General features: G+C 61.1%; 18 protein-coding genes. 8 read left to right on the top strand and 10 right to left on the bottom strand.

Going from position 1 to position 19,425, the window contains the following annotated elements; genetic code table 11:
* The first annotated feature begins 130 nt into the window (after positions 1 to 130).
* The 5 genes from E0L37_RS14385 (at position 131) to E0L37_RS14365 (ending at position 6,037) form a co-directional block, all read left to right on the top strand.
* Positions 131 to 1,330, top strand: a complete 1,200-nt coding sequence (locus E0L37_RS14385) for an NAD(P)/FAD-dependent oxidoreductase (protein WP_133492411.1) — start codon at positions 131 to 133, stop codon at positions 1,328 to 1,330.
* Between the two features lie 106 nt (positions 1,331 to 1,436).
* Entirely contained in the window at positions 1,437 to 2,117 is a 681-nt protein-coding gene (locus E0L37_RS14380; protein ID WP_133492410.1) for a hypothetical protein, read from the top strand.
* On the top strand, positions 2,095 to 3,540 hold the full coding sequence (locus E0L37_RS14375) for a hypothetical protein (protein ID WP_133492409.1): 1,446 nt from the start codon (positions 2,095 to 2,097) through the stop codon (positions 3,538 to 3,540). Before E0L37_RS14380 ends, E0L37_RS14375 begins: the two co-directional genes overlap by 23 nt.
* Positions 3,537 to 4,067 (top strand): hypothetical protein, encoded by a 531-nt coding sequence (locus E0L37_RS14370; protein ID WP_133492408.1) that lies wholly within the window; start codon positions 3,537 to 3,539, stop codon positions 4,065 to 4,067. The genes E0L37_RS14375 and E0L37_RS14370 overlap by 4 nt, the downstream gene beginning before the upstream one ends.
* A gap of 104 nt (positions 4,068 to 4,171) precedes the next feature.
* Positions 4,172 to 6,037 (top strand): hypothetical protein, encoded by a 1,866-nt coding sequence (locus tag E0L37_RS14365; RefSeq protein WP_133492407.1) that lies wholly within the window; start codon positions 4,172 to 4,174, stop codon positions 6,035 to 6,037.
* 35 nt (positions 6,038 to 6,072) lie between these two features.
* On the opposite strand, the gene E0L37_RS14360 is transcribed toward E0L37_RS14365, so the two are convergent.
* The 5 genes from E0L37_RS14360 to E0L37_RS14340 form a co-directional block, all read right to left on the bottom strand.
* Positions 6,073 to 7,392, bottom strand: a complete 1,320-nt coding sequence (locus E0L37_RS14360; RefSeq protein WP_166643075.1) for a DUF3999 domain-containing protein — start codon at positions 7,390 to 7,392, stop codon at positions 6,073 to 6,075.
* A 65-nt stretch (positions 7,393 to 7,457) separates the two neighbouring features.
* Complete coding sequence (locus E0L37_RS14355; RefSeq protein ID WP_166643074.1) at positions 7,458 to 10,211, bottom strand: DUF2339 domain-containing protein; 2,754 nt, start codon at positions 10,209 to 10,211, stop codon at positions 7,458 to 7,460.
* A gap of 66 nt (positions 10,212 to 10,277) precedes the next feature.
* Positions 10,278 to 10,634: a hypothetical protein gene (locus tag E0L37_RS14350; RefSeq protein WP_133492404.1), complete on the bottom strand. Its 357-nt coding sequence runs from the start codon at positions 10,632 to 10,634 to the stop codon at positions 10,278 to 10,280.
* A 218-nt stretch (positions 10,635 to 10,852) separates the two neighbouring features.
* Positions 10,853 to 11,071, bottom strand: a complete 219-nt coding sequence (locus tag E0L37_RS14345; RefSeq protein WP_236563949.1) for a YrhK family protein — start codon at positions 11,069 to 11,071, stop codon at positions 10,853 to 10,855.
* Positions 11,072 to 11,112: 41 nt separating this feature from the next.
* Positions 11,113 to 11,385 carry a hypothetical protein gene (locus tag E0L37_RS14340; protein ID WP_133492403.1) on the bottom strand — a complete coding sequence of 91 codons (273 nt, stop codon included), beginning with the start codon at positions 11,383 to 11,385 and terminating at the stop codon, positions 11,113 to 11,115.
* Between the two features lie 163 nt (positions 11,386 to 11,548).
* Between E0L37_RS14340 and E0L37_RS14335 the strand changes: the two genes are divergently transcribed.
* Positions 11,549 to 12,313, top strand: a complete 765-nt coding sequence (locus tag E0L37_RS14335; RefSeq protein WP_133492402.1) for a Crp/Fnr family transcriptional regulator — start codon at positions 11,549 to 11,551, stop codon at positions 12,311 to 12,313.
* Here E0L37_RS14335 and E0L37_RS14330 read toward each other — a convergent pair.
* Entirely contained in the window at positions 12,302 to 14,140 is a 1,839-nt protein-coding gene (locus tag E0L37_RS14330; RefSeq protein ID WP_205655624.1) for a hybrid sensor histidine kinase/response regulator, read from the bottom strand. The two genes, E0L37_RS14335 and E0L37_RS14330, sit on opposite strands and share 12 nt — an antisense overlap.
* Positions 14,137 to 14,829 carry a response regulator transcription factor gene (locus E0L37_RS14325; protein ID WP_133492401.1) on the bottom strand — a complete coding sequence of 231 codons (693 nt, stop codon included), beginning with the start codon at positions 14,827 to 14,829 and terminating at the stop codon, positions 14,137 to 14,139. The genes E0L37_RS14330 and E0L37_RS14325 overlap by 4 nt, the downstream gene beginning before the upstream one ends.
* A 319-nt stretch (positions 14,830 to 15,148) precedes the next feature.
* Between E0L37_RS14325 and E0L37_RS14320 the strand changes: the two genes are divergently transcribed.
* Together E0L37_RS14320 and E0L37_RS14310 are read left to right on the top strand one after the other, a co-directional pair.
* Complete coding sequence (locus tag E0L37_RS14320; protein WP_133492400.1) at positions 15,149 to 15,403, top strand: hypothetical protein; 255 nt, start codon at positions 15,149 to 15,151, stop codon at positions 15,401 to 15,403.
* Between the two features lie 144 nt (positions 15,404 to 15,547).
* Positions 15,548 to 16,576: a hypothetical protein gene (locus E0L37_RS14310; protein WP_166643071.1), complete on the top strand. Its 1,029-nt coding sequence runs from the start codon at positions 15,548 to 15,550 to the stop codon at positions 16,574 to 16,576.
* Between the two features lie 126 nt (positions 16,577 to 16,702).
* On the opposite strand, the gene E0L37_RS14305 is transcribed toward E0L37_RS14310, so the two are convergent.
* From E0L37_RS14305 to prfA, 3 genes are read right to left on the bottom strand one after another with little or no spacing between them, the layout of a single operon-like run.
* Positions 16,703 to 17,464 carry a molybdopterin-synthase adenylyltransferase MoeB gene (locus tag E0L37_RS14305; RefSeq protein WP_133492397.1) on the bottom strand — a complete coding sequence of 254 codons (762 nt, stop codon included), beginning with the start codon at positions 17,462 to 17,464 and terminating at the stop codon, positions 16,703 to 16,705.
* 27 nt (positions 17,465 to 17,491) lie between these two features.
* A complete protein-coding gene (gene prmC, locus E0L37_RS14300) occupies positions 17,492 to 18,313 on the bottom strand; it encodes a peptide chain release factor N(5)-glutamine methyltransferase (RefSeq protein WP_133492396.1) in 822 nt (273 codons plus the stop codon).
* A 3-nt stretch (positions 18,314 to 18,316) separates the two neighbouring features.
* Positions 18,317 to 19,414 carry a peptide chain release factor 1 gene (prfA, locus tag E0L37_RS14295; RefSeq protein WP_133492395.1) on the bottom strand — a complete coding sequence of 366 codons (1,098 nt, stop codon included), beginning with the start codon at positions 19,412 to 19,414 and terminating at the stop codon, positions 18,317 to 18,319.
* Between the last annotated feature and the right edge of the window lie 11 nt (positions 19,415 to 19,425).

The raw sequence follows: 19,425 nt of genomic DNA, 5'->3' as shown, positions 1-19,425 counted from the left end.
TCCTGGGGCTCTTACATCCTTGATGACGGCCAAAATCATGGCACAGGCACGGTTTCAATGCCAGACAGGCCCCTGCATGGGGCCGCCGGGTGCGTATAATGTCAGGCTGGTTACCGGGGGAACGTTATCCGTGAAATCGCAATCCATCGCCATTATCGGCGCCGGCACCGCCGGACTGGCCAGCGCCCGGGTATTGGCCGCCCAGGGGCATCAGGTCACCTTGCTGGAGCAGGCGCCGGCACTGGCGCCGGTGGGAGCCGGCATTTTACTGCAGCCCACCGGCCTGTCGGTTCTTCGGCAACTGGGTTGTTATCAGGCCCTTGCCGAACTGGGGGCCCCGATGGATGGGCTCCATGGGGTGACCCGATCCGGACGGGTGCTGATGGATACCCGCTATCACTTGCTGGGTTCGGGAATGCAAGGCCTCGGTGTACACCGGGCCAGCCTGTGCCACGTTCTGAGCGACAGTCTGAACGCCTACGCCCATCAACGCTGGCTGGGCAGCCGGGTGGACGCCCTGCGCCACGATCCTCAGGGCGTCACGGTGGTCGTGGGCGCCGGCGTCCACCAGGGCGAGCACCGCTTCGACGCGGCGTTGATCGCCAATGGCAGCAACAGCCATTTGCGCCCCGCCGACTGGGTGCGCTATGACCGCCAATACCCGTGGGGCGCACTGTGGGCGATTATGCCAATGGAGGCCGGCTTCGACGGCGCCTGGCTGCGCCAGTGCTACGAGGGCGCCCACCGCATGGCCGGGGTTTTGCCTACCGGCCGCACTCCTGACGCCCCCGGCACCCCGCTGCTGAGCTTTTTCTGGAGCCTGCCGGTGGCCGATATGCCCCACTGGCGCGATGGCGCCCATCCGTTCGAGCAGTGGAAACAAGAGACCGCCGCGTTCTGGCCGGACCTGACGCCACTGCTGGCCCATTTGTCTTCTTCCAGGGACCTGCTCCAGGCCACCTATCGTGATGTGATTCTGAGCCATTGGGGCGAGGGCCGGCTGGGCATCATTGGTGACGCCGCCCATGCCATGAGCCCGCAACTGGGTCAGGGCGGCACCATGGCGCTGCTGGATGCCCAGGCTCTGGGCCAGGCGATGGCGGAGGCGGATCAATGGCCCCAGGTGTGGTCCGGTTTCCAGCGGCGCCGGGCCGGCTCAATCCGCTTCTACCAGAACATGAGTCGCTGGCTGACGCCGTTCTTCCAATCCCATGGGAAGTGGATTCCGGCGTTACGTGACGTTGCCTTTCCGTTGATGTGTCGCATGCCCTGGCTGCCGCGACAGATGGCGCTGACCGTGGCCGGCGCCAAGCGAGGGCTGTTGCGTTGACCACCTGTCCCCAGGCCACGGTTTTTGCGGGTTAAACCAGGACTGCCTATACTTTGACCAAGCATGGAGGGATCACCATGCCAATAAAACTGCAAAGGATGTACTCATGAGTATCAACGGAGACCTGCTCCGGCCCGTGTGCTTTTATCTGGGGTCGATACTGGCAATGAGCGGCTGCGCGGATCGTGCCCCCCGGCTGGATCTGGCTGAACTGGACAGCGGCACCGCCATCGCCCAGGCCCTCGATAAAACCAGCATCCCCTACACGCAGATCCCCTCCGACAAGATCAGAAATTTTGAGGTTCTTCTGTTCGGCGAGAAATATCAGGCCCGGGATGTTCTGCAAACCGCCTTCACCATTGACTGGGAAGCGGAAACGGCCCTCCCCAATGTCTACTTCCACGATATTCCACTGCGGGCGCCGTCCTTTCTGACCGATGAAGACAACACCTTGTATATCGTTACCTCCCGCATCGGCAACGCCGATGGTGTAAAAGGGGAAGTGGCGATGGGCGCCTTCGACGACGATCAGATCATGGCCCTCAAGGCCAGATTCGAGGACGACTACGGCCCCGCCACCGCAAGCAAAGAGGATTTCCGCGGCAAGGTTTATTTCTGGCGTGTACCGGATGGCGCCGTGCGACTGGCCATTGAGAACGAGTGTCTGTGCGCCCCCGCGGCCCGATGGTCGGGCGATGAGCGCCCCGAAGGCGGGCGGGGTGGCACCCTCGCACGGTACTACGACCCCGCATTGCCGAGTTTCCATGATGACGACCACGAATACTGAAACCGCGACCCGTCTCTGTCTGCTGGCGGCATTAATCACGGCACCGGGCATCGTCCTGGCGGAAAAAAGCTATTGGCAAGTGCGAGGCCCCGACGACACCAAGTTCGTCCTCGAAACCGCCATGCTATCCCCCCTCTCCCTGGCGGGACTCGGCAAGTCCAGCTTCTTCGTCCATGACGACGAAGACGGAAGTCTGGTTGCCTATGACGCCAAAGAACCGGACAAGCCACTCGCCCTGCTGCCCGAGCCGGACGACAAGCGCATGAAGCGTTTGAAAACGAAACTGACGGCGAAGCTGCTGGACGGCCAACTAAAGCTGCTGATGTCCGATGGCCGTGAGAACATTTTCTTCGTAAAACCCCAACCGTTGGCTGACGAAGCGGCGTTCCAAAGTGCCTTGAACGAGCGCCACCAGCATATCGAGACGATGAAACGGGAGGTGGCGAAAAAACACGCCGACATAGACATTCCCACTCAGGATGACGACAACGAGACCGTTGTTTTCCCCGACGCCTTTAGTCTGGACTTGCCACCGGGGAATAGCGGCTTTTATATCCACCAGGAGAGCCCGACGCGCTGGTTCTTGTTCAGTCTGGCCGACCCCGGGGCCGACCAACCCTTGTTCAATCAGGTGAATCCGGACTTGACGTTGACGATCAAGGGCGCGCCTCCGGAGGAGTTCGCGGAAGAAAACCGCTGGCCCGGAACCCATCGCCTCCATGAACAGGACGGCCTGTTTGTCGACGCCTTCATCGAGTACGACGAAGCCGGGGATGAGGTCTATCTCGCCGGCTATGACCTGTACCGAACCGTGCCATTAAACCAGGGGCGGACCCTGCTGATCACCACCCGCACCCTGAAAAGCTCCGATGAAACCAAACGATTCGCTGTTCTCGCCAACAGCGCCCGCCCCACCAACCCCGGCGATACCGCCAACGTTGATGATTACATGAACAACACCCTCGGACTGTTCTCGCCGGCGCAATCGGTCTCCTTGTTCGAGGGCGCGAAAATGAATCTGCCTCTGAATTACACGGCCGAACGCTGGTCCGGAGGTGGCTATTTCGTGCTTTCCCTCGGGCCAAACATGATTTTCGAAAGCGGCGATGGGGAAAGCGACTACATTGGAGTGGAAGGCGCCCTGAAACCAGGGGAATCGGAGTTCGAACGTCCATCCGGCGGCATTTATATGCGCGATGACGACGGCTTCGTATTCGATGCCGACAAAGTGGCCGGAGATCAAAGCATCCTGGTCGCCGACGACAGCGGGCTGGTGTTTGAGTCCAAACAAAACTGGCATCTGGCACGCTACGTCCGGCTAGGCCAAACCCACGTGGTCTACTATATGAACTACAGAGAGAAGCGCACCGAAGCACTGGAAGACTTCTATAGCTCCCGCCATGCTATCCGTTTTGAGCCATGACCCCTGGTCACCCGGCCTCCAAAGCGTGCCCTGAGTTTTCCTGGTATTACGCGGGCTTCTGGCGGCTGGTTTTTTTTGTCGCATTGGGCGGTTGCGGCGGCTTTATTCTGAGCGCCATCATTGTTATCGGCTTGGCGCTCTATAACGACACATCCCTCAACGGCTTGGATCTGTTCCTGGCCTGGCCGCTCCCCGTTGTCACGGCACTGCTCTGGCTTGCGCACCGCCTCTTTGACGACGGCAAGCTGCTACTTTGCAAGAACGGCCGCCTGACGCTGTCATCCGACCGCAATGGGTTGCTCTACGACATTCCCGTTGCGCGGATAGAGCGAATCACCGTTCAGGACAATACCCTCAGCTACAGAGCGCTGCCCATCCGGCCCAACAAGCTGATCGTGACCACCCGTGACCGCGAGCATGTGATGAATATGTGGGGCGACTTCGTCTGGAACTTCGCCAAACTGAGCAGGCACGCTCAAAGTCTGAATACCTTTTTACTGGAATCTTCTCGGAAGCGTCGGCGCTGATCTCCGCGACAGCGCCTCAATGCAATCGAACAAGGACCGAAGACATGGTCATTCGCCCCAAGAAAGTCACAAGGACGACTTACCACCTCGGGCCTCTCTGGTGCTTGAGCCTGACGTGGCTGATGCTCGCCATCTTCCAGCCTCCGGAAGCCATGGCGGACACACCGCGCCCTCTGGAACCCGGAGAAGGCATTGAGGACACCTTGACCGCCGATGCCCCGAGAAACTTCAACGACGGCAGTTATTACCATCTCTATCGTGTCGACCTGGAAGCGGATCAGGTGGCCCGGTTCGATATCACCGGTGAGCCGAACAGTTATCTCTCTTTGTTCGCTCCCAACGGCAAACTGCTCAGGCATGAAAAGAACGACCAGAGCGAAACCGCCCAGCACAGCTACCATGGACAGCTGAGTTACAAAATTGAAGAAAGCGGTTCTTATCTCCTGGCGGTGGGTAGCAATTCAAGCCGCGCGCTGGGACGATACCACGTGAGCCTCAAGACCATCGAACTGGAGATCGTTGATCCGCTGGTGCCCGGCGCCGCCATCAAGGGCTGGCTGCAGGGGTTCAAAACAACTCATACGCTTCGTGTCGATACCATCGGCCAATACCGAATCCGATTCGGTTCCGACGATTTCAGCGCGTATCTTATGGTCGATCAGGGCAGCCACTACCAGTCGATCGACAGTGGTGACGATACCAACGAAAAATTGGACGTCTTTTTCAGAGCCCCCGGTGACTATGAGCTTATCATTCGCGACTCGGATGACAGGTGGAAAATGGCTTGTACACCCTTGAAGTCGAAGCGCTTGCCTGCTGTCAGATCAAAACGCCCTGACCAACGCCGCGCCGCGCGTTTCGAGATTTCGCGGGGGCTGATTCTGACCCTTGTCCTGGCTACCGCATCCACTCTTTCCGCCGCTCCGGAAGCGCCTTGGCGGCCACGGTTGTCCGTTGCGACGATCACCGCCACCCATCCTGATCTCGAGACGCCCTTTCGTTTCCCCTGGATCACGGGCTCTTCCTGCGGACCGACCGCGCGCTGCAATATCTGGCAGGTCACATGGCGGATCAACACCTGGCTCCAGGCCACCGCTCTCAATCAGCTGCCGGTTCAGGACCGCATCTTGTTCGAAAAAGTCTGGCCCACCCCGGGCGACTCCCACGGTATCACCAGCCTGGATTACACCGTCCTCGCCAATACTTCCGCCTTTGTTTCACTCACTCTCCATGGCAACCATTCCGGCGGCTATCCCACCCCCTTTACCTGGGCCTACAGCTTCGACAGCGCCACTGGCCTGCCGTTGACCCTGGATGATCTGTTCAGCAACGAAGGACGGCAAGCACTGAATCAGGACGTGCGCCGACAATGGAAGCCCATGCTCATGGCCGCGCTGGCGAACGAGACAATGGACTTTCTCAATGATGACGAGAAGGCATCGCGACGCGACTATTACTCTCAGTGTCTGGAAGCAATACTCAACGATGAAAACGCCGCGGACACCATGGTCCTGGAACCAGGGCGGTTGACACTGACACGCGATTGCCCGTTTCCCAGGGTGGTCCGCGCCCTGAACGATTTGGGACAGCTGTCCGTGAGTTACTCCGGCGAAGCGCTGAAGCCCTGGCTGAACGACTACGGCCACTGTCTGTTTGAACATGAACCGGATTCGTTCTGTCCCCTCCCCCAACGAACCTCCCCTCATCCCGGCGCCTATCGGGGACGAGTTCATCAGGGGGAAATGATCAGCCTGATTATCGGCATGGGCCCCGATGCCGACCAGGCCGCCTACTCGATATCCGATAACCGCTCTCTACTGCCCCTTGAAGGGCAGCTGACAACTCCCCTGGAGTTGATCGGGCCGGGCGGCCAGGGGCGCTTTCTGCTGGAACCGGATCACAACGGCACCCTCCGGGGCTCCTGGAAGAATCCGCGGGGGGGCACCCGTCCCGTGCACTTCAGCAATTGACCCGCGCCGCGCCGGAGGCATAAGTGATATCGCGGTTAACGGTTATCCAATTTGCGCAGCAAACCCACCGCCATGACGACCACCAGGACCGCACCGAGGATCAGGACGCCCCACAACACGATACGCCGTGCGGGTATCGGTTCCGGCAGTGGTTGCAAGACCGCCTTCCCGCCCAGTTCTCGCCGCTGCTCCATCTCCGCCCGCGCCGGTGCCGGCTCCACCCCCAGCGCGTCACAGTCCAACACCTGAGCGGGAGGCACCCGGCGGCTGCCGTAGGCGAGCAGGAAAGGCCCTTCACCCTGGGCCAGGAAGCCCAGTTGTAGCGGCGGGTACCCCAGGTGCAACGATACCGGCTCTCCCGCCAACGACTCACCTCCGGACAACACTTGCACCCGCCATAACGGGTCCGTGGTCGGTGTCATGTTCCGCGCTTCGATTTCACCGCTGCCGGCAGCGGAAGCAACGGAGCCCAGATAGCGCTCGCGCCAGGCGGCGGTGTCATCGGCACGGGAACTGAGGCGGACGCTGAGAACCCGGTTCGGCCCCGGCAAAGTCAGACGCCACTGTCGGGCAAACGCCGGACGGGCGCTACGGAACACGCTTTCAAGCGGTCCTTCCCCTGAGCCTGTCCGCTCCACTTCGCTCCATATCAACGGCACCGCATCCACTTCGGTATGTGTGGTCAACACTCGCGCCTGCCGCAACCAGTCCCTGGCGCGTTCATCCTCGGGAATCAGGCGCAAGAAACGATAACGCTGTTCCGGCAAGGCGACGGCGGCGGTTTCCAGCTTTTCGCCATCCAGCCGTAATAGCGTGGTGCGCGTCACCACTGTATGCCATTGATCCAGATCCTCGCTGGCGGCGATCCGTATTGGCAATTCTTCCCGCCCTTCCGGAGAGCGCCATTGCCAGTCCAGCCGGATGCCGCTCAACGGTTGCTCCACCTCGCGCGCATCCACTATGTACTCGAAAGCGCCGGAGGCGGGTATGTCCTGGTTCGGATCCGATCGTTGCCAGCGCATGCTGAGGCCGTCCGCGGTATCGATGGCCAACTGCCCGCCAAGCTGCTCATCGGGCCGACGCCCCGGAGGCAGGCCATGCAGCACCACCGGATGGGACACCGTATTCTCCTGATGCTGATCCCGAGGGTGGCAGAACGCATGTTGCACCACGTCACCGGCGCGGCTGAACAGTCTCAAGTCGCCAAAATCGGCGCGGGTACTGACACCATACACCGGCTCCGGCAACGGCAGTTGATAGGCACGCCCTTCGCGTACCGGCACGATGGGAATCCCTTCGGCGAAATCATCCGGCACCGGTGCCGCGCCGGACCCGAGACTGAATCCCAAGGCCATGATAAAACAGGCCGCTCTCCAAGCAGGACTCCACACAAGCTTCCATACAGGATTCCATGCACGCATCAGGCAGACTCCTTTGCTCGAGGTGGCAACGGCGAAAAATAGCCCACCACCAGCAGTATCAATCCCACGCCCAGGAAGGACACGATACGGGCCAGGGTTTCCGTGCCCGCCATATCGATGAGAAACAGTTTCACCACCACAACCCCCAGCAACGCCACGCCAAGAATCCAGACGGAGCGCCAGCCACGACGGGTAGCGGAGATCATGGCGGCCAGCCCCAGCAAGGCCCAGAACAGGGACAGCGCCATCTGCACGGTAGTCGATTGCACCATCCCGGCAGCGTCCAACGGCGTCCCCAGCTCGTGGTGCAAAGCGCGTACCAGAGCGGCACTCAACCACAGGAAAGTCAACGCCACCAGCACCGGAACACCACGGAGCCGATACCGCTCCGCCGTGGCCCACCACCAGCCGATGCCGCACAACATGACCAGGGCCACGCTGATATCCAGCGGATTGAGCAGAGGCCAATAAGGCAGCGGAGCAGCGTTTCCATCACTGGCAAGGTTGACCCAGACCAGCCAACACGCCGCCACCACCCCCAGCGGCACGCCTCCTTGCCAACGATAGGCCCGCGCATGTCCTCGCCAGGGCCAGTATTCCGGTGCGCGAGCCGCCAGCACCAACAACGCCGCCGGGACCAATCCCCAACCGAGCACCGGCCAGACGCCATCAAGCGCCCCGTCAATACGCCAGGCAAGCTCCGGCATCAGCACCAGGGCCAGAGCCCACATACCCAGCGCATGCAACCAGGGCGTCAGACCTGGAAGCAACACGTCATCCTCACGATCACGCCACCACAGGGTTCCGTGGAACGTCAGCCACAGAACCGGCCATCCCCACCAGGCGCCCCGATCCAGCGGGTGAGGGAATGCCAGCAACGACCCGCTGGCGATGGCGACAAAAACCGCCCCCAGCAAGGGCGCGACCAGATAGCTCGCGTTCCAGCGCAGCCGCTTTCCCAGCACCGCCAACAGCATGATGATCAGGGTCGGCACCAACAGCAGCCAACCCGCCTCGCCATGGGCGGGAGCGTATTCGCCGGTATCGGCGAAACCGGCGAACAGCGCCCAGAATATGGCCCAGGCCAGCATCACCTGGGCAGCGCCCCGCTCGTAGGAGGCCCGTGCCTGCCCCAGGCGGAATAAAAACAAGCCGCTCGAATAACCGGCCACGGCCAATCCGAACGCTGCCATGAACAAACTATTGAAGACCGGTATGGTGGGAGTGAGGTAGTCCGGCATGGCGTGAAGCAATTGCCCCGCCGCCAGCACTTGTAGCAGCACGCCGAAGGCACGGGCCAGACGCCGGCTCTGGCGAGCGCCCAACCACAACAGCCCGGCCCCTTCCACGGCCCAGATCGCGGCCGTGGCGCCTCCGGACAAGGCCAGGGGTACCGTCAAGCTCGCAAAAATAACCCCCAGGGCGGCAAACGCCTCCGCCAACAAACGCCAGGTCTGCCCCTTCAGACGGAACAGAAGCAACGCCAGCGCCAGATAGAAAACGGCGAACGCCAGCGCGCTCCAGGCCAGCCCGTATTCAATATCCGCCACCAGCGAGCCATGCAGTGTAAACACCACCACCGGCAAACCGAATACCAGGGTACCGGACACATAATCCATTCGCCTGGTGTTCTGACGCCGGGCGAACAACAGCGCCACCGCCACGTACATCAGGAAGAACAGGATCAGAAAGCCGTCGGTGCTGACCAGATCAGCCGGCGAATAGCCGCCTCCGCGCCATAGCGCACTGACGCCGAAAGTAAACAGAAAGCCCACAAGATTGAGCGGCCGCCAGGCACGGAACCAGGCCACCGCGAACACCCCCAGGTTGAGAACCGTGTAGTAGCTGAACAAAGCAATGTGGCTGCCCCCACCGCTGGATGTCAGTAGCGGCGCCACGAAACCGCCGGCGAACCCGATCACCGCCAACACCAAAGCGTTCTGCGCCACCGCCAATACCGCCGCGGCCAGCGCCACCACCACCATCAACATGAAGGCCAGACCGGCGGGCAGCAGTCCGAACAGGCGGAAAGCGGCGTACAGGGTCAGATACAGTATGGCCACGCCGCCGCCTTGCAGGCTCAATGCGTAACCAAGGTGCCGCTCGCGCAGCCACCAGCCCAATCCCAGCAAGCCGATTCCGAGCAGCCCCACCGCGGCCAGCCGCACTTCCAGGGGAAACAGCCCGCTTTCCGCGGCGTATTTGGCCAGCAGCGCGGCACCAATGAACAGCACCAGAACACCAACACGGGCGATGGTGTTGCCTCCTTTCAGCCAGGCCCTGGCGCGTCGCAAGAAGCGGAAAAATGGCGAGGGCGCGGCCGGAGCCCGGGGCGGCGGCGTAATCGCCTGCTCAGGCGCCGCTACCCTGTGAGGCGGGTCGGCGGTGGCACCAGACGTCCGCACCTGCGCTGGTGGCGGAGGGGCGGGTCGCGAGAGGGGCGGAGCGCTGTCCTCGGCCATGGACTCTGCGGGCGGCGATCCTTGCTCCACGGACGCCAGCAATGCCCGGATTCGTTGTTCGCTGGCCGTCACCCGGTCCCGGATCAGCACTAAAAGAACAATGGCGAATCCGGTCAGAGCTCCCAGTGTCCCCAATACCGCCAACAGAATACCCACCGCTATCCAGGAGCCACTCAAGGCCCCCAGTAACATCGCCACGAAGGCCATCACGGCGCCACCCGCCAGCGCTCCGGCCAGTGCCATGAGCACCATCGAAGCAAGCGGCCAGCGGGGTACGGGGTTCAGGCTCATGGCATCCTCATCCTTTGTGGTCATTCCGTTTACGAGCTTCAGCCCTTAGACCCCACCTCCGGGGCACTACGGGAATTTTTGTCCGCATTCGTCGAGGATGTCACCGACCAAAGCCTCCGCCGTCACATCCTCGCCCTCACCGGTCAGATATTCAGGATTGGCGGGCAGTTCGTAAACCCGGCGGACCATCTTCTCGAACAGCCCGCGCTCCTCCGGCAACTCCGTATTTTCCTTGTCGAGTTCCTTCAACACCCATTCCAGCGACCGATCTTCCTCATAACGTAGCGAGGCCACAATAAAGAAACTCATTTCCAGCCGATCACACACTGGCCACGCGCCGCCCCCGGGAGGCGGTCTGGTGGCCTGAACAGGCGAACTCAGAAGCGCGATTACCGAGAAAAGAAGTGCTGTTTTCACCATCACATCCCTGCTCCCTGGTTTTCTGTTCCATCCGTCAGCTCCATCGTACTGGACCAGGGCGCTTTCCGCCGGGCCACACGGCATCACGCCCACAGTCCCCGGGAGAGCCTCTGCCGACGATTCTACAAAACCACGACCATGCCAAGACCGCACAATATGAGGTTACAAACTATTGCCTCCGGGTTCTCTCTTTACCCACCGGCCCGCGACACCTCACCACCTCATTCTTCCCACTGATTGCCGGGCAAACGTTGCAGATGCATATGGCCGCACAGGCGGATCGTGGGCCGGATCAGGAACTGGAAACTGCCTACCAAGGACAACCAGGCCGCCGGTGTTTCCATGCTGGGATACAGAAAGAAGATACTGCCCAGTAGAAACCAGATAGCGATAAGGCAGTCGTTGGCGATACTGAGCGTTTCATAACGACGGCGGCTCACCAGTTCCTCATGCCCAAGATGTTTGGCCGCGCCGCTGAGGGTCAGCCCGCCACGAAGAAAACCATCAGCAACAACGGCAACAGCAGTGGCGTCAGCGCCCACCAGGAGGGCCAGCGCCAAAGCCACAGCGCGGTGACCAGCAACGCCAGTGACGTGGGCAACCAGATGATAACGCCCAGCATCCGCCAGGCCAGACAATCGGAACGGGACGGGCAATCGTCCATTGTCGCCATCCCCACTACAACCAACCCCAGCCCCAGCAGGCCCAGGATGGCCAGTAACACCACGGTCATCATGCGGATCCCGTATCCCACGGTACTCCTCCCTGACTTTTTTTGTCACTTTGCACAGTATTGTGCCTGTGTTCACGTCTATCCATAGCGCCCAGAGGCGATGATTAAAGACGCCCGGGAATGGCACGACCCCTGCTTGGTCAACGCCACCTTACTTTTCGGCTACCGCGGACGACAAAACACCATGATGACACTTGGCGACCCTCTCCCCGGCTTTGCCGCGCTGGCACGGGACTACAAGCGACTGGGCAGTGAACTGACCGTGGCTCTGGCGGACCTGGCCATCTCTCGCCCACAGCCGCCGGCGGACAGGCTACCGCTCCACGAAGACTGTCTGCACGTGGTACGGGGCGGCATGGTGGTGGCCCGTCACGGCGAAAGCCCCCTGTTTCTGTGTGATGAAGGGGATGTACTGCCACAGTATACGGAACTGAGCTACAAGGCGGATAGCGCCGTGCTGCTGGCCGCCTATCCGTGGAAAATTGTGCTTCAGAGAGTGCGAAAAGAGCCTCATCTCACTGCTCTATGGGAGCACCTGCGGAACCAGAGGGAGCGCTTGCTGTTGCACATGCTGGCGGCCAGGGCCGGCGAGGATCATCACGCTCACTCCGCCTTTGTCTACTTTCAGCCCGGTGAAATACTGATCCGTCAGGGAGAATACGCAACCGATGTCTATCATTTATTCGAAGGCGAAGCGGATGTACTGGTGGATGAGGTGGCCGTCGGCCAGGTCGGCGAGGGTGAGGTGCTGGGCGCCATTGCCGTGCTAACCGGCGCCCCACGCAGCGCCACGGTGAGGGCGCGGACACGCTGTTCCGCGGTGCGGGTGCCCGGCAGCCAGTTCCATCAGCTGATCCGGGCTCATCCCACTCTGATTCAAAGGCTGATGACCGACATGGCACGGCAAATCACCCGGCTCAATCATCGTGTGGTGGCTCTATCCGGCTGACCCGGAGCGATCACTTTCGGCGGCCGCCTCCGTCGGTTCCAGCCATTGTGACAATACCGCGTGCAGTTGTGGCGGCTGCAAAGGTTTACGCAACACCAGATAACCGTCCCGTTCCGCCTGCTCCAGTACAGGGGAATGAAATTCACCGCTGACCATCGCACCACCGGACTCCGGGCACGCCTCCAACAGCGCCTGGAAGACTTCAAAGCCACTCTCCCCGGAGCGCAGCCTTTGGTCGCAAAGAATCGCCTGAGGCTGAAACCCTCCCCGTAACACCTCAAATGCCTCGGCACCGGAAGCGGCGCAATGGACCTCCACTCCCCAGGCTTCCATCAAACTTTGCCAGGCCTTGGCCACCAGAGGATCATCATCGATGACCAGACAGCTCCCACTCAGCGGCACCAGCCGGGTCAACGACATAGTCGTGGCGTTATTCGAGCCTGTGTGACCGGTTTTCAAGTGTTTCATGGCCGGCAATGATAACCAGAACCGGGAGCCACGCCCTTCCACCGAGTCCAGACCATAGCCGGCCTCCATGATCTTGGCGCTGCGAGCCACCATCGCCAGCCCGAGGCCATGGCCGGCACTGTCGATCCCCCAGGAATAAGCATTGCGGTAAAACGGAGTATAAATATTTTTCTGTTCTTCCAGCGCCACTCCGATTCCGGTATCCCAGACTTCCAGCAGCCAGCTTCCCCGACGGCGGCGTACCGACAGCAGGACACCGCCATGGGGGGTATACCGCAGAGCATTGTGAGTGAGGTTGATCAAGCAACGGCGAATCAGGCTGGCGTCCCCCAGAACCACCGCCTCCCGCCGGGCGATACGGATACGCAAATCCAGACCACGACTGTTGGCTTCCTCGCGAAACATAGTCGCCACATCCTCGATGATCGCGTCCAACAGCACCGGGGTGCGCTGCGCGATCACCGCACCGGCTTCCATCTTGGAAAGATCCAGCAACGAGTTGAACATCAGGTCCACCGAACGCACGCTCTGCTGCAAATCCCGCAACGGGCCATTCAGCGTTTCATCACGATTACGGTGGGCGATGGCCTGAATCAAAAAACCCATGGCATGCACCGGTTGGCGCAGATCATGACTGGCGGTGGTCAGAAACCGGTTCTTGTCCTGCAGGGCCTGCTCCGCTTCTTCCTTGGCGGCACGGAAACGTTTAGCCAAAGCAGCACTGTCCTCTTCCAGTTTCATTTGCTGCACAAAGAAGCGGTGGGAGGTAATGCCATGGCGATACATGGCAACGCCGAACAATACCCCCATCAGCAACACGAAATGCCAATGCTCGGGAACCGTCCAGGGCATCATTAAAACCACCGGCCCCCAGCAACACAGGAAAAAGCGCAGAAACACACCCCACACCGGGGTCTGATGTGTTGCGTTGGCGGCGATGGTACCCGCGTAGGTAATGTGCAGCACGGCGGCAAACTCGAACGTCACCTTGCCCGCCGTCAGAAACACGACCAGGGCCAGTCCAAAACCATGCAGAACGGCGATGCGCTTGACGATCGGCAGCCATTTTTCAAGCACCGTCTCACTATCGAGGGACGCCCTGTCCGCCAGGTAACGCCGGCGCAGAACGAACAGCCGCCAGACGCCCAGCAGGTACGCGGCCAGTTCCACGAGCAACCAGGAAATATCCTGCCCCTGAAGATAAAACCAGACGATGAAGGCCATGCCCGCGAATGGCGTTACCGAAGCGCTATAAAACAGCCTGACACGAGTAATGTCCAACAAGCGGGCGCGACCATCGGCGCTCAGATCGGCCATGGCGGGCGCCGCGGCGTTACCTCTGGCAGGGGGAGAGTTCATAGCCGCAGGCGCCGCCCGTGCAGTAACGCGATCACTTCCACCCGATTACTGGCGCCGAGTTTCTGCAGGATGGACGACACGTGTTCCTTCACCGTCTGCTCCGTGACGTTGAGAGCGGTGGCGATCCGTTTATTCGGCAACCCTTTAAGCATCATCGCCAATACCTCGCCCTGGCGCCGGGTCAATCCCAGATCCGCCGGGCTGATCAGCAGTTCCCGGCGGGACCGGAGTATTGCCGCCGACGCCGGGTCGGCATCCGCGAACCAGGTTTTCCCCCGGCGCAAAGCCGCCACCGCCCGGGCAAACGTCTCCGGTGATTCATTCTTATGAATAAAGCCGTGGGCACCGGCGTCCCGTGCCTGGGCGTCGATACCAACGCCATCATCACCGCTCATGACCAGCAGACGGGTTGAGGGGCAATGATCGGACAAGGCCTTCACCAACGGCGGCGCGGCACCATCGGCAAGCCAGAAATCGATAATGACCAGGTTGGGCGCTCCGTTATCGGTGATAAATGCCATGCAGGCGTCACCATCCGCAACGCTGTGCACTGAACGGTAACCGCAGTGTGACACCAGGTACTCCACCACACCGCGTACTACCAAAGGATGGTCGTCCACCACCAGGGCATACTCAGCGTTTCCCTTCCTTTCTTCCGGTTTCCCGTGAAGCCCCGCTTCCTCATTCATTCGCCATTCCATCCTAGGTCGTTGGCGACGGCTGAAAACCCTACCACGGTAGGGTGGTTCAGACCGGGCACCGGCGATAACTTTCATTTAACCGGGTGACAACACTCCGGAAGCTGCGCCGGGAACACATCGATACCCGTGTTCCCCTCCCAAGAGCCATGGCTATGCACTCCGGCATTATTGTCCCCTATTTTACGACACCCGACGTCGGAGTCGGTATGGGTTCTCCACGTCGGTGACTACTTTTGCCAATTGTCCGGAGGGCGCGACCATTCCGGGCCTCTTCCATGAACAACGGTTAACCGTACGGAGACCGACAATGACACTTAAACCCCTGCTCATCGCCTCCTCCGCCGCCTGCGCACTGGCTTTCTCCGTGAACGCCCAGGCCGGCTTCCTCGACAAGATGAATGACGCCCTGGACAAGACCTCCAACGCCATCAACAAGGTGCAGGAAACTTCCGACAAGGCCACCAACGCCGTGAACGGCACGGTTAAATCCGTGCAGGACACCGGCCAGGCGGTCCAGGACACAAAGGATGACATGACTTCCATCGGCAAGAACGACGACTGATTGCCAAATCCGGCAAATCGCTATTCGACCGACCCTCCCGGGAGCGCCGGATCGGGGAGCATCGTTGATTACTGATTCTTTACCTGGCGCCCCTGGTTTGACGACAGGGGGTGCCCAACACGATGCATGAACAAGGATGCTGTTATGTTCAAACGTACCTTTACATTCCTTTTCGTTTCGTTGTTTTCCATCACCCTGGTCGCCTGTGGTGGCGGAGGCGGAAGCAGCGGTGGCGGCGACAATAACGGTGGAGGGGACAACGGTGGGGGAGATGGTGACGGCGGTGGCGATGGCGACGCCAGCACATACCACTATGAATTTCTGCCTGGAACCCAGTTCAGCGAAACGCAATTCATCAATATGGGCGCCGAAGGCTATGTTTTCCTGGGGCCAGTGAAATTTGGTTCCGACGTGGATGTGGGGGGGCTGCTGTTCGGCCGCCAACAGGATGCCACCCATGAGTACCGGATCAGTCCGCAACAACCCACGCTGGATCAGTTGGTGGCCGAGGCCAATGCTCAAGGGCAAGAGGGTTTCTCCCTGAACGCTCCTTACATCAGCCTGCATGGCGACACGACCATTCAAACCGTTTACATGCGCCAGCAGGGCACCAGTGCCACTTACGAAACCAAGGTGACGCCGGGTCTTGCAACCAGCGCCTCGGCACTCATTGACGCGGCCAATGAGGAAGGAGAGGACGGTTACCTGCTCCTGGGACCGATCACGGATGGCAGCGGCAATGCCGGTTACCTTTGGCAGCGCTCCGTTAATGGCACGGCCCGTTACAGCTACCGTTCCACTCCAGCCGACCTTGAAGAGACCGAGGAAGAGTTCCTTACCGCCGTCTCTGAGCAAGGCAATCAGGGTTACCTGTGGATTTACCCCTTCGCGTTCGTCAATACCAACGGTGCGGCGGAATACGCCAATCTCTACATCAAGGATGAAAACAGCCAGGCTACTTTCAGCTATGAACTGGCGGAGTCGGCGGGCACCTACACGGAAGTGGTGGCGGATGCCAATGCCAAGGGTGCGGAAGGGATTTACTTCTTCGGCTTCGTGGCCTTCGTCAGCGATGATCCGGTCAACGATCCCACCGGTGAACGGCTGCTGTTCGTCACTCCGGAAAACTGCTCCGGCAGTCCGCTGTGCGCCTTTCCAACCAAGGTGCTCTGATCCGTAATCGTTGAGCAACCGCTCCATTCGCGGCCAGAGCCGCTCCCCACGGTGACTTTGTGGTTACTGCCGTGGGAAGCGGCCTTGGCGGCGAAGACTACGCCAATCCATGTCTCCTGAGCCTGATCATCCGTCTTCCCTGGCGACGGGATCACCGCACACCGGGCAATGCGGGTCCTTGCGCAGTGCCAATTGCCGCCAGCTCAGGGCGCGCCCATCGAAGACGTGAAGTTTCGGAGCCACCGGTTTGCCGGTGAGCAGGTGCATGGCCAGCAGTGCCTGCAAGGTACCCACGGTACCCACCACCGGCCCCAGGATCCCCGCCTCACTGCAGAGCAGATCGCCCTCGGTACCGTCGCCAAACAAACAGGCATAGCAGGGGCTGTCGATTCGGCGCAGATCGAAAGCAGCGATCTGACCTTCCAGACGAATGGCCGCGCCGCTTACCAGCGGCTTGCGGTGACGCACACAGGCGGCGTTGACCGCTTGCCGGGTAGCGAAGTTGTCGGTGCAATCCAGCACCAGATCCACTTCCAGCAGCTGATGATCGAGCCAGTCAGCGCCGACTCGGGCCACCACTGGCGTGATCGACACATCGGGATTCAACGAACGCAATTGCGCCGCCAGGGCCAGGGCTTTGTCCTCCCCCACCTGATCGGCGCGGAAAGCCACCTGCCGATGCAGGTTGGACGCCTCCACGCGGTCGTCATCCACCAGCAACAACCCACCGACACCGGCGCCGGCCAGATACAGGGCCGCCGGATTGGCCAGACCGCCACATCCCACCAATAACACCCGGGCACGGCTCAACGCCTCCTGACCGTCCAGATCGAAGTCCGCCAGCAGCAACTGCCGGCTGTAACGCATTAGCTGGTCGTCGTTGAACATGGTGTCTCCGCCTGTCGTCGGCACCGGTTATCTTTGCCCGAAAGTGACGCGATCCTGCCCTCCCAGATCGCGGAGCGTCTCCACTTCTCGATACTCTCGCTCCGTCAACAGAGTGCGTACCGCCTCGCCCTGATCATAACCGTGCTCCAACATCAGCCAACCCCCTTCCACCAGGCGCGTCATGGCCTGATCGGCAAGCACACGAATATCCGCCAGCCCCTGTTCCGCCGACACCAGGGCGGTACGCGGCTCATGGCGAACATCGCCCTGCCCCAGATGCGGGTCTTCGGGATCCACATAAGGCGGGTTGGATACGATCAGTTCAAACGGGCCCGACAGCGCCGCCAGCCAGGTTCCGCCAACCATCTCGACCGTCGCCCCAAGAGTCCGGGCATTGTCCTTCGCCACCTGTAGAGCCGCCTCACTGATATCCACCAACAACACCGACCAGGCCGGCCTTTCCAGCGCCAAAGTGATGCCGATGGCGCCGGTGCCGGTGCCCAGATCCACCGCTCGTAACGGCGATTCAGGCATCCGTTCCAGCACGGCGTCAATCAGGGTCTCGGTGTCCGGTCGCGGAATCAGGGTGTCCGGCGAGACCCGAAACCGCCGGCCATAGAACTCCCGCTCACCGATCAGATAAGCCACCGGCTCACCGGCTTCACGGCGCGCCAGCAGTTCCAGGAAATGCCGCTGCTGGGACTCATTCAGGGTCCGTTCCGGCCAGGTGAACAGATAGGTGCGGGATTGGGCCAGCACGTGGGCAAGCAGACACTCCGCATCCAACGCCGCGCTGGGCGAGGCCCGCAGACGGGAGCGGGCTTCTCGCAGTGCCTGGTCGATGCGCACCGGTTACTCCGCGCCGCCGGCGTCCGCCAGCGCCGCCAGCTGTTCCGCCTGATGTTCGGCGAGCAGAGCGTCCAACACTTCGTCCATGTCACCGGCGACGATTTCGTTGAGGCGGTAGAGGGTCAGATTGATGCGATGATCGGTGAGGCGGCCCTGAGGGAAGTTATAGGTGCGGATACGCTCGGAGCGATCACCGGAGCCCACCAGGGACTTACGCTGGGCGGCCTGTTCCGCATGGGCGGCGCTTTCGCGGGCGTCCAGCAAACGTGCTTTCAGCAGGGACATGGCCTTGGCCTTGTTCTTGTGCTGACTGCGTTCGTCCTGACACTCCACCACCACGCCGGTGGGCAAGTGGGTGATGCGTACCGCCGAGTCGGTGGTGTTGACGTGCTGCCCACCGGCACCGGAGGAACGATAAGTGTCGATGCGCAAATCCTCGTTGCGAATCTCGATATCGCCGGCATCCTCGGCCTCCGCCATCACCGCCACGGTACAGGCCGAAGTATGAATACGGCCCTGGGATTCGGTGGCGGGCACACGTTGCACCCGGTGGGCACCGGATTCGAACTTGAGGCGGGAATACACGCCATCGCCCATCACCCGCGCGATCACTTCCTTATAGCCACCGTGTTCGCCTTCGCTGGCGCTCACCGTCTCCACCTTCCAGCCGCGCTGATCAGCGTAACGGGAATACATGCGAAACAGGTCACCGGCGAACAGCGCCGCTTCGTCACCGCCGGTGCCGGCGCGGATTTCCAGGTAAACCCCGGCATTATCGCGGGGGTCCTTGGGCAGCATGGCCCGTTGCAGGTCGCTTTCCAGTTGCTCCAGACGCGCCTGCCCCTCGCGCAGTTCCTCCTGCCCCATGGCACGCATTTCCGGATCGCTGTCCTCGGCGAGCGCACGGGCTGCGTCCATATCCTCCTCGGTGGAGCGATACTCCCGGAATCCCCGCACCACCGGTTCCAGCTCCGCGTACTCCTTGGAAAAAGCACGGAAGCGCTTCTGCTCGGCAATCACGTCCGGATCGGACAGCAGGCCGCTCAGTTCCTCGAAACGTTCCGTCAATTTCTCGAGCTTGGCGCTCAGCGAAGCTTTCATAGAGGTTTCCG

The organism is Alcanivorax sp. 24, assembly GCF_004360225.1.
In the GTDB taxonomy this organism is placed as follows: domain Bacteria; phylum Pseudomonadota; class Gammaproteobacteria; order Pseudomonadales; family Alcanivoracaceae; genus Alloalcanivorax; species Alloalcanivorax xiamenensis.
This window is presented reverse-complemented; position numbering and strand designations above follow the sequence as displayed.

What these genes read in the sequence shown, in the direction of transcription:
- E0L37_RS14370 (WP_133492408.1), top strand. Translation starts at nt 3,537, where the DNA reads ATGACCCCTGGTCACCCGGCCTCCAAAGCGTGCCCTGAGTTTTCCTGG.
- E0L37_RS14320 (WP_133492400.1), top strand. Translation starts at nt 15,149, where the DNA reads ATGACACTTAAACCCCTGCTCATCGCCTCCTCCGCCGCCTGCGCACTG.
- E0L37_RS14360 (WP_166643075.1), bottom strand. Translation starts at nt 7,392, where the DNA reads ATGGCCTTGGGATTCAGTCTCGGGTCCGGCGCGGCACCGGTGCCGGAT.
- E0L37_RS14330 (WP_205655624.1), bottom strand. Translation starts at nt 14,140, where the DNA reads ATGAACTCTCCCCCTGCCAGAGGTAACGCCGCGGCGCCCGCCATGGCC.
- prfA (WP_133492395.1), bottom strand. Translation starts at nt 19,414, where the DNA reads ATGAAAGCTTCGCTGAGCGCCAAGCTCGAGAAATTGACGGAACGTTTC.
- E0L37_RS14380 (WP_133492410.1), top strand. Translation starts at nt 1,437, where the DNA reads ATGAGTATCAACGGAGACCTGCTCCGGCCCGTGTGCTTTTATCTGGGG.
- E0L37_RS14355 (WP_166643074.1), bottom strand. Translation starts at nt 10,211, where the DNA reads ATGAGCCTGAACCCCGTACCCCGCTGGCCGCTTGCTTCGATGGTGCTC.
- E0L37_RS14335 (WP_133492402.1), top strand. Translation starts at nt 11,549, where the DNA reads ATGATGACACTTGGCGACCCTCTCCCCGGCTTTGCCGCGCTGGCACGG.
- E0L37_RS14375 (WP_133492409.1), top strand. Translation starts at nt 2,095, where the DNA reads ATGATGACGACCACGAATACTGAAACCGCGACCCGTCTCTGTCTGCTG.
- E0L37_RS14325 (WP_133492401.1), bottom strand. Translation starts at nt 14,829, where the DNA reads ATGAATGAGGAAGCGGGGCTTCACGGGAAACCGGAAGAAAGGAAGGGA.
- E0L37_RS14305 (WP_133492397.1), bottom strand. Translation starts at nt 17,464, where the DNA reads ATGTTCAACGACGACCAGCTAATGCGTTACAGCCGGCAGTTGCTGCTG.
- E0L37_RS14310 (WP_166643071.1), top strand. Translation starts at nt 15,548, where the DNA reads ATGTTCAAACGTACCTTTACATTCCTTTTCGTTTCGTTGTTTTCCATC.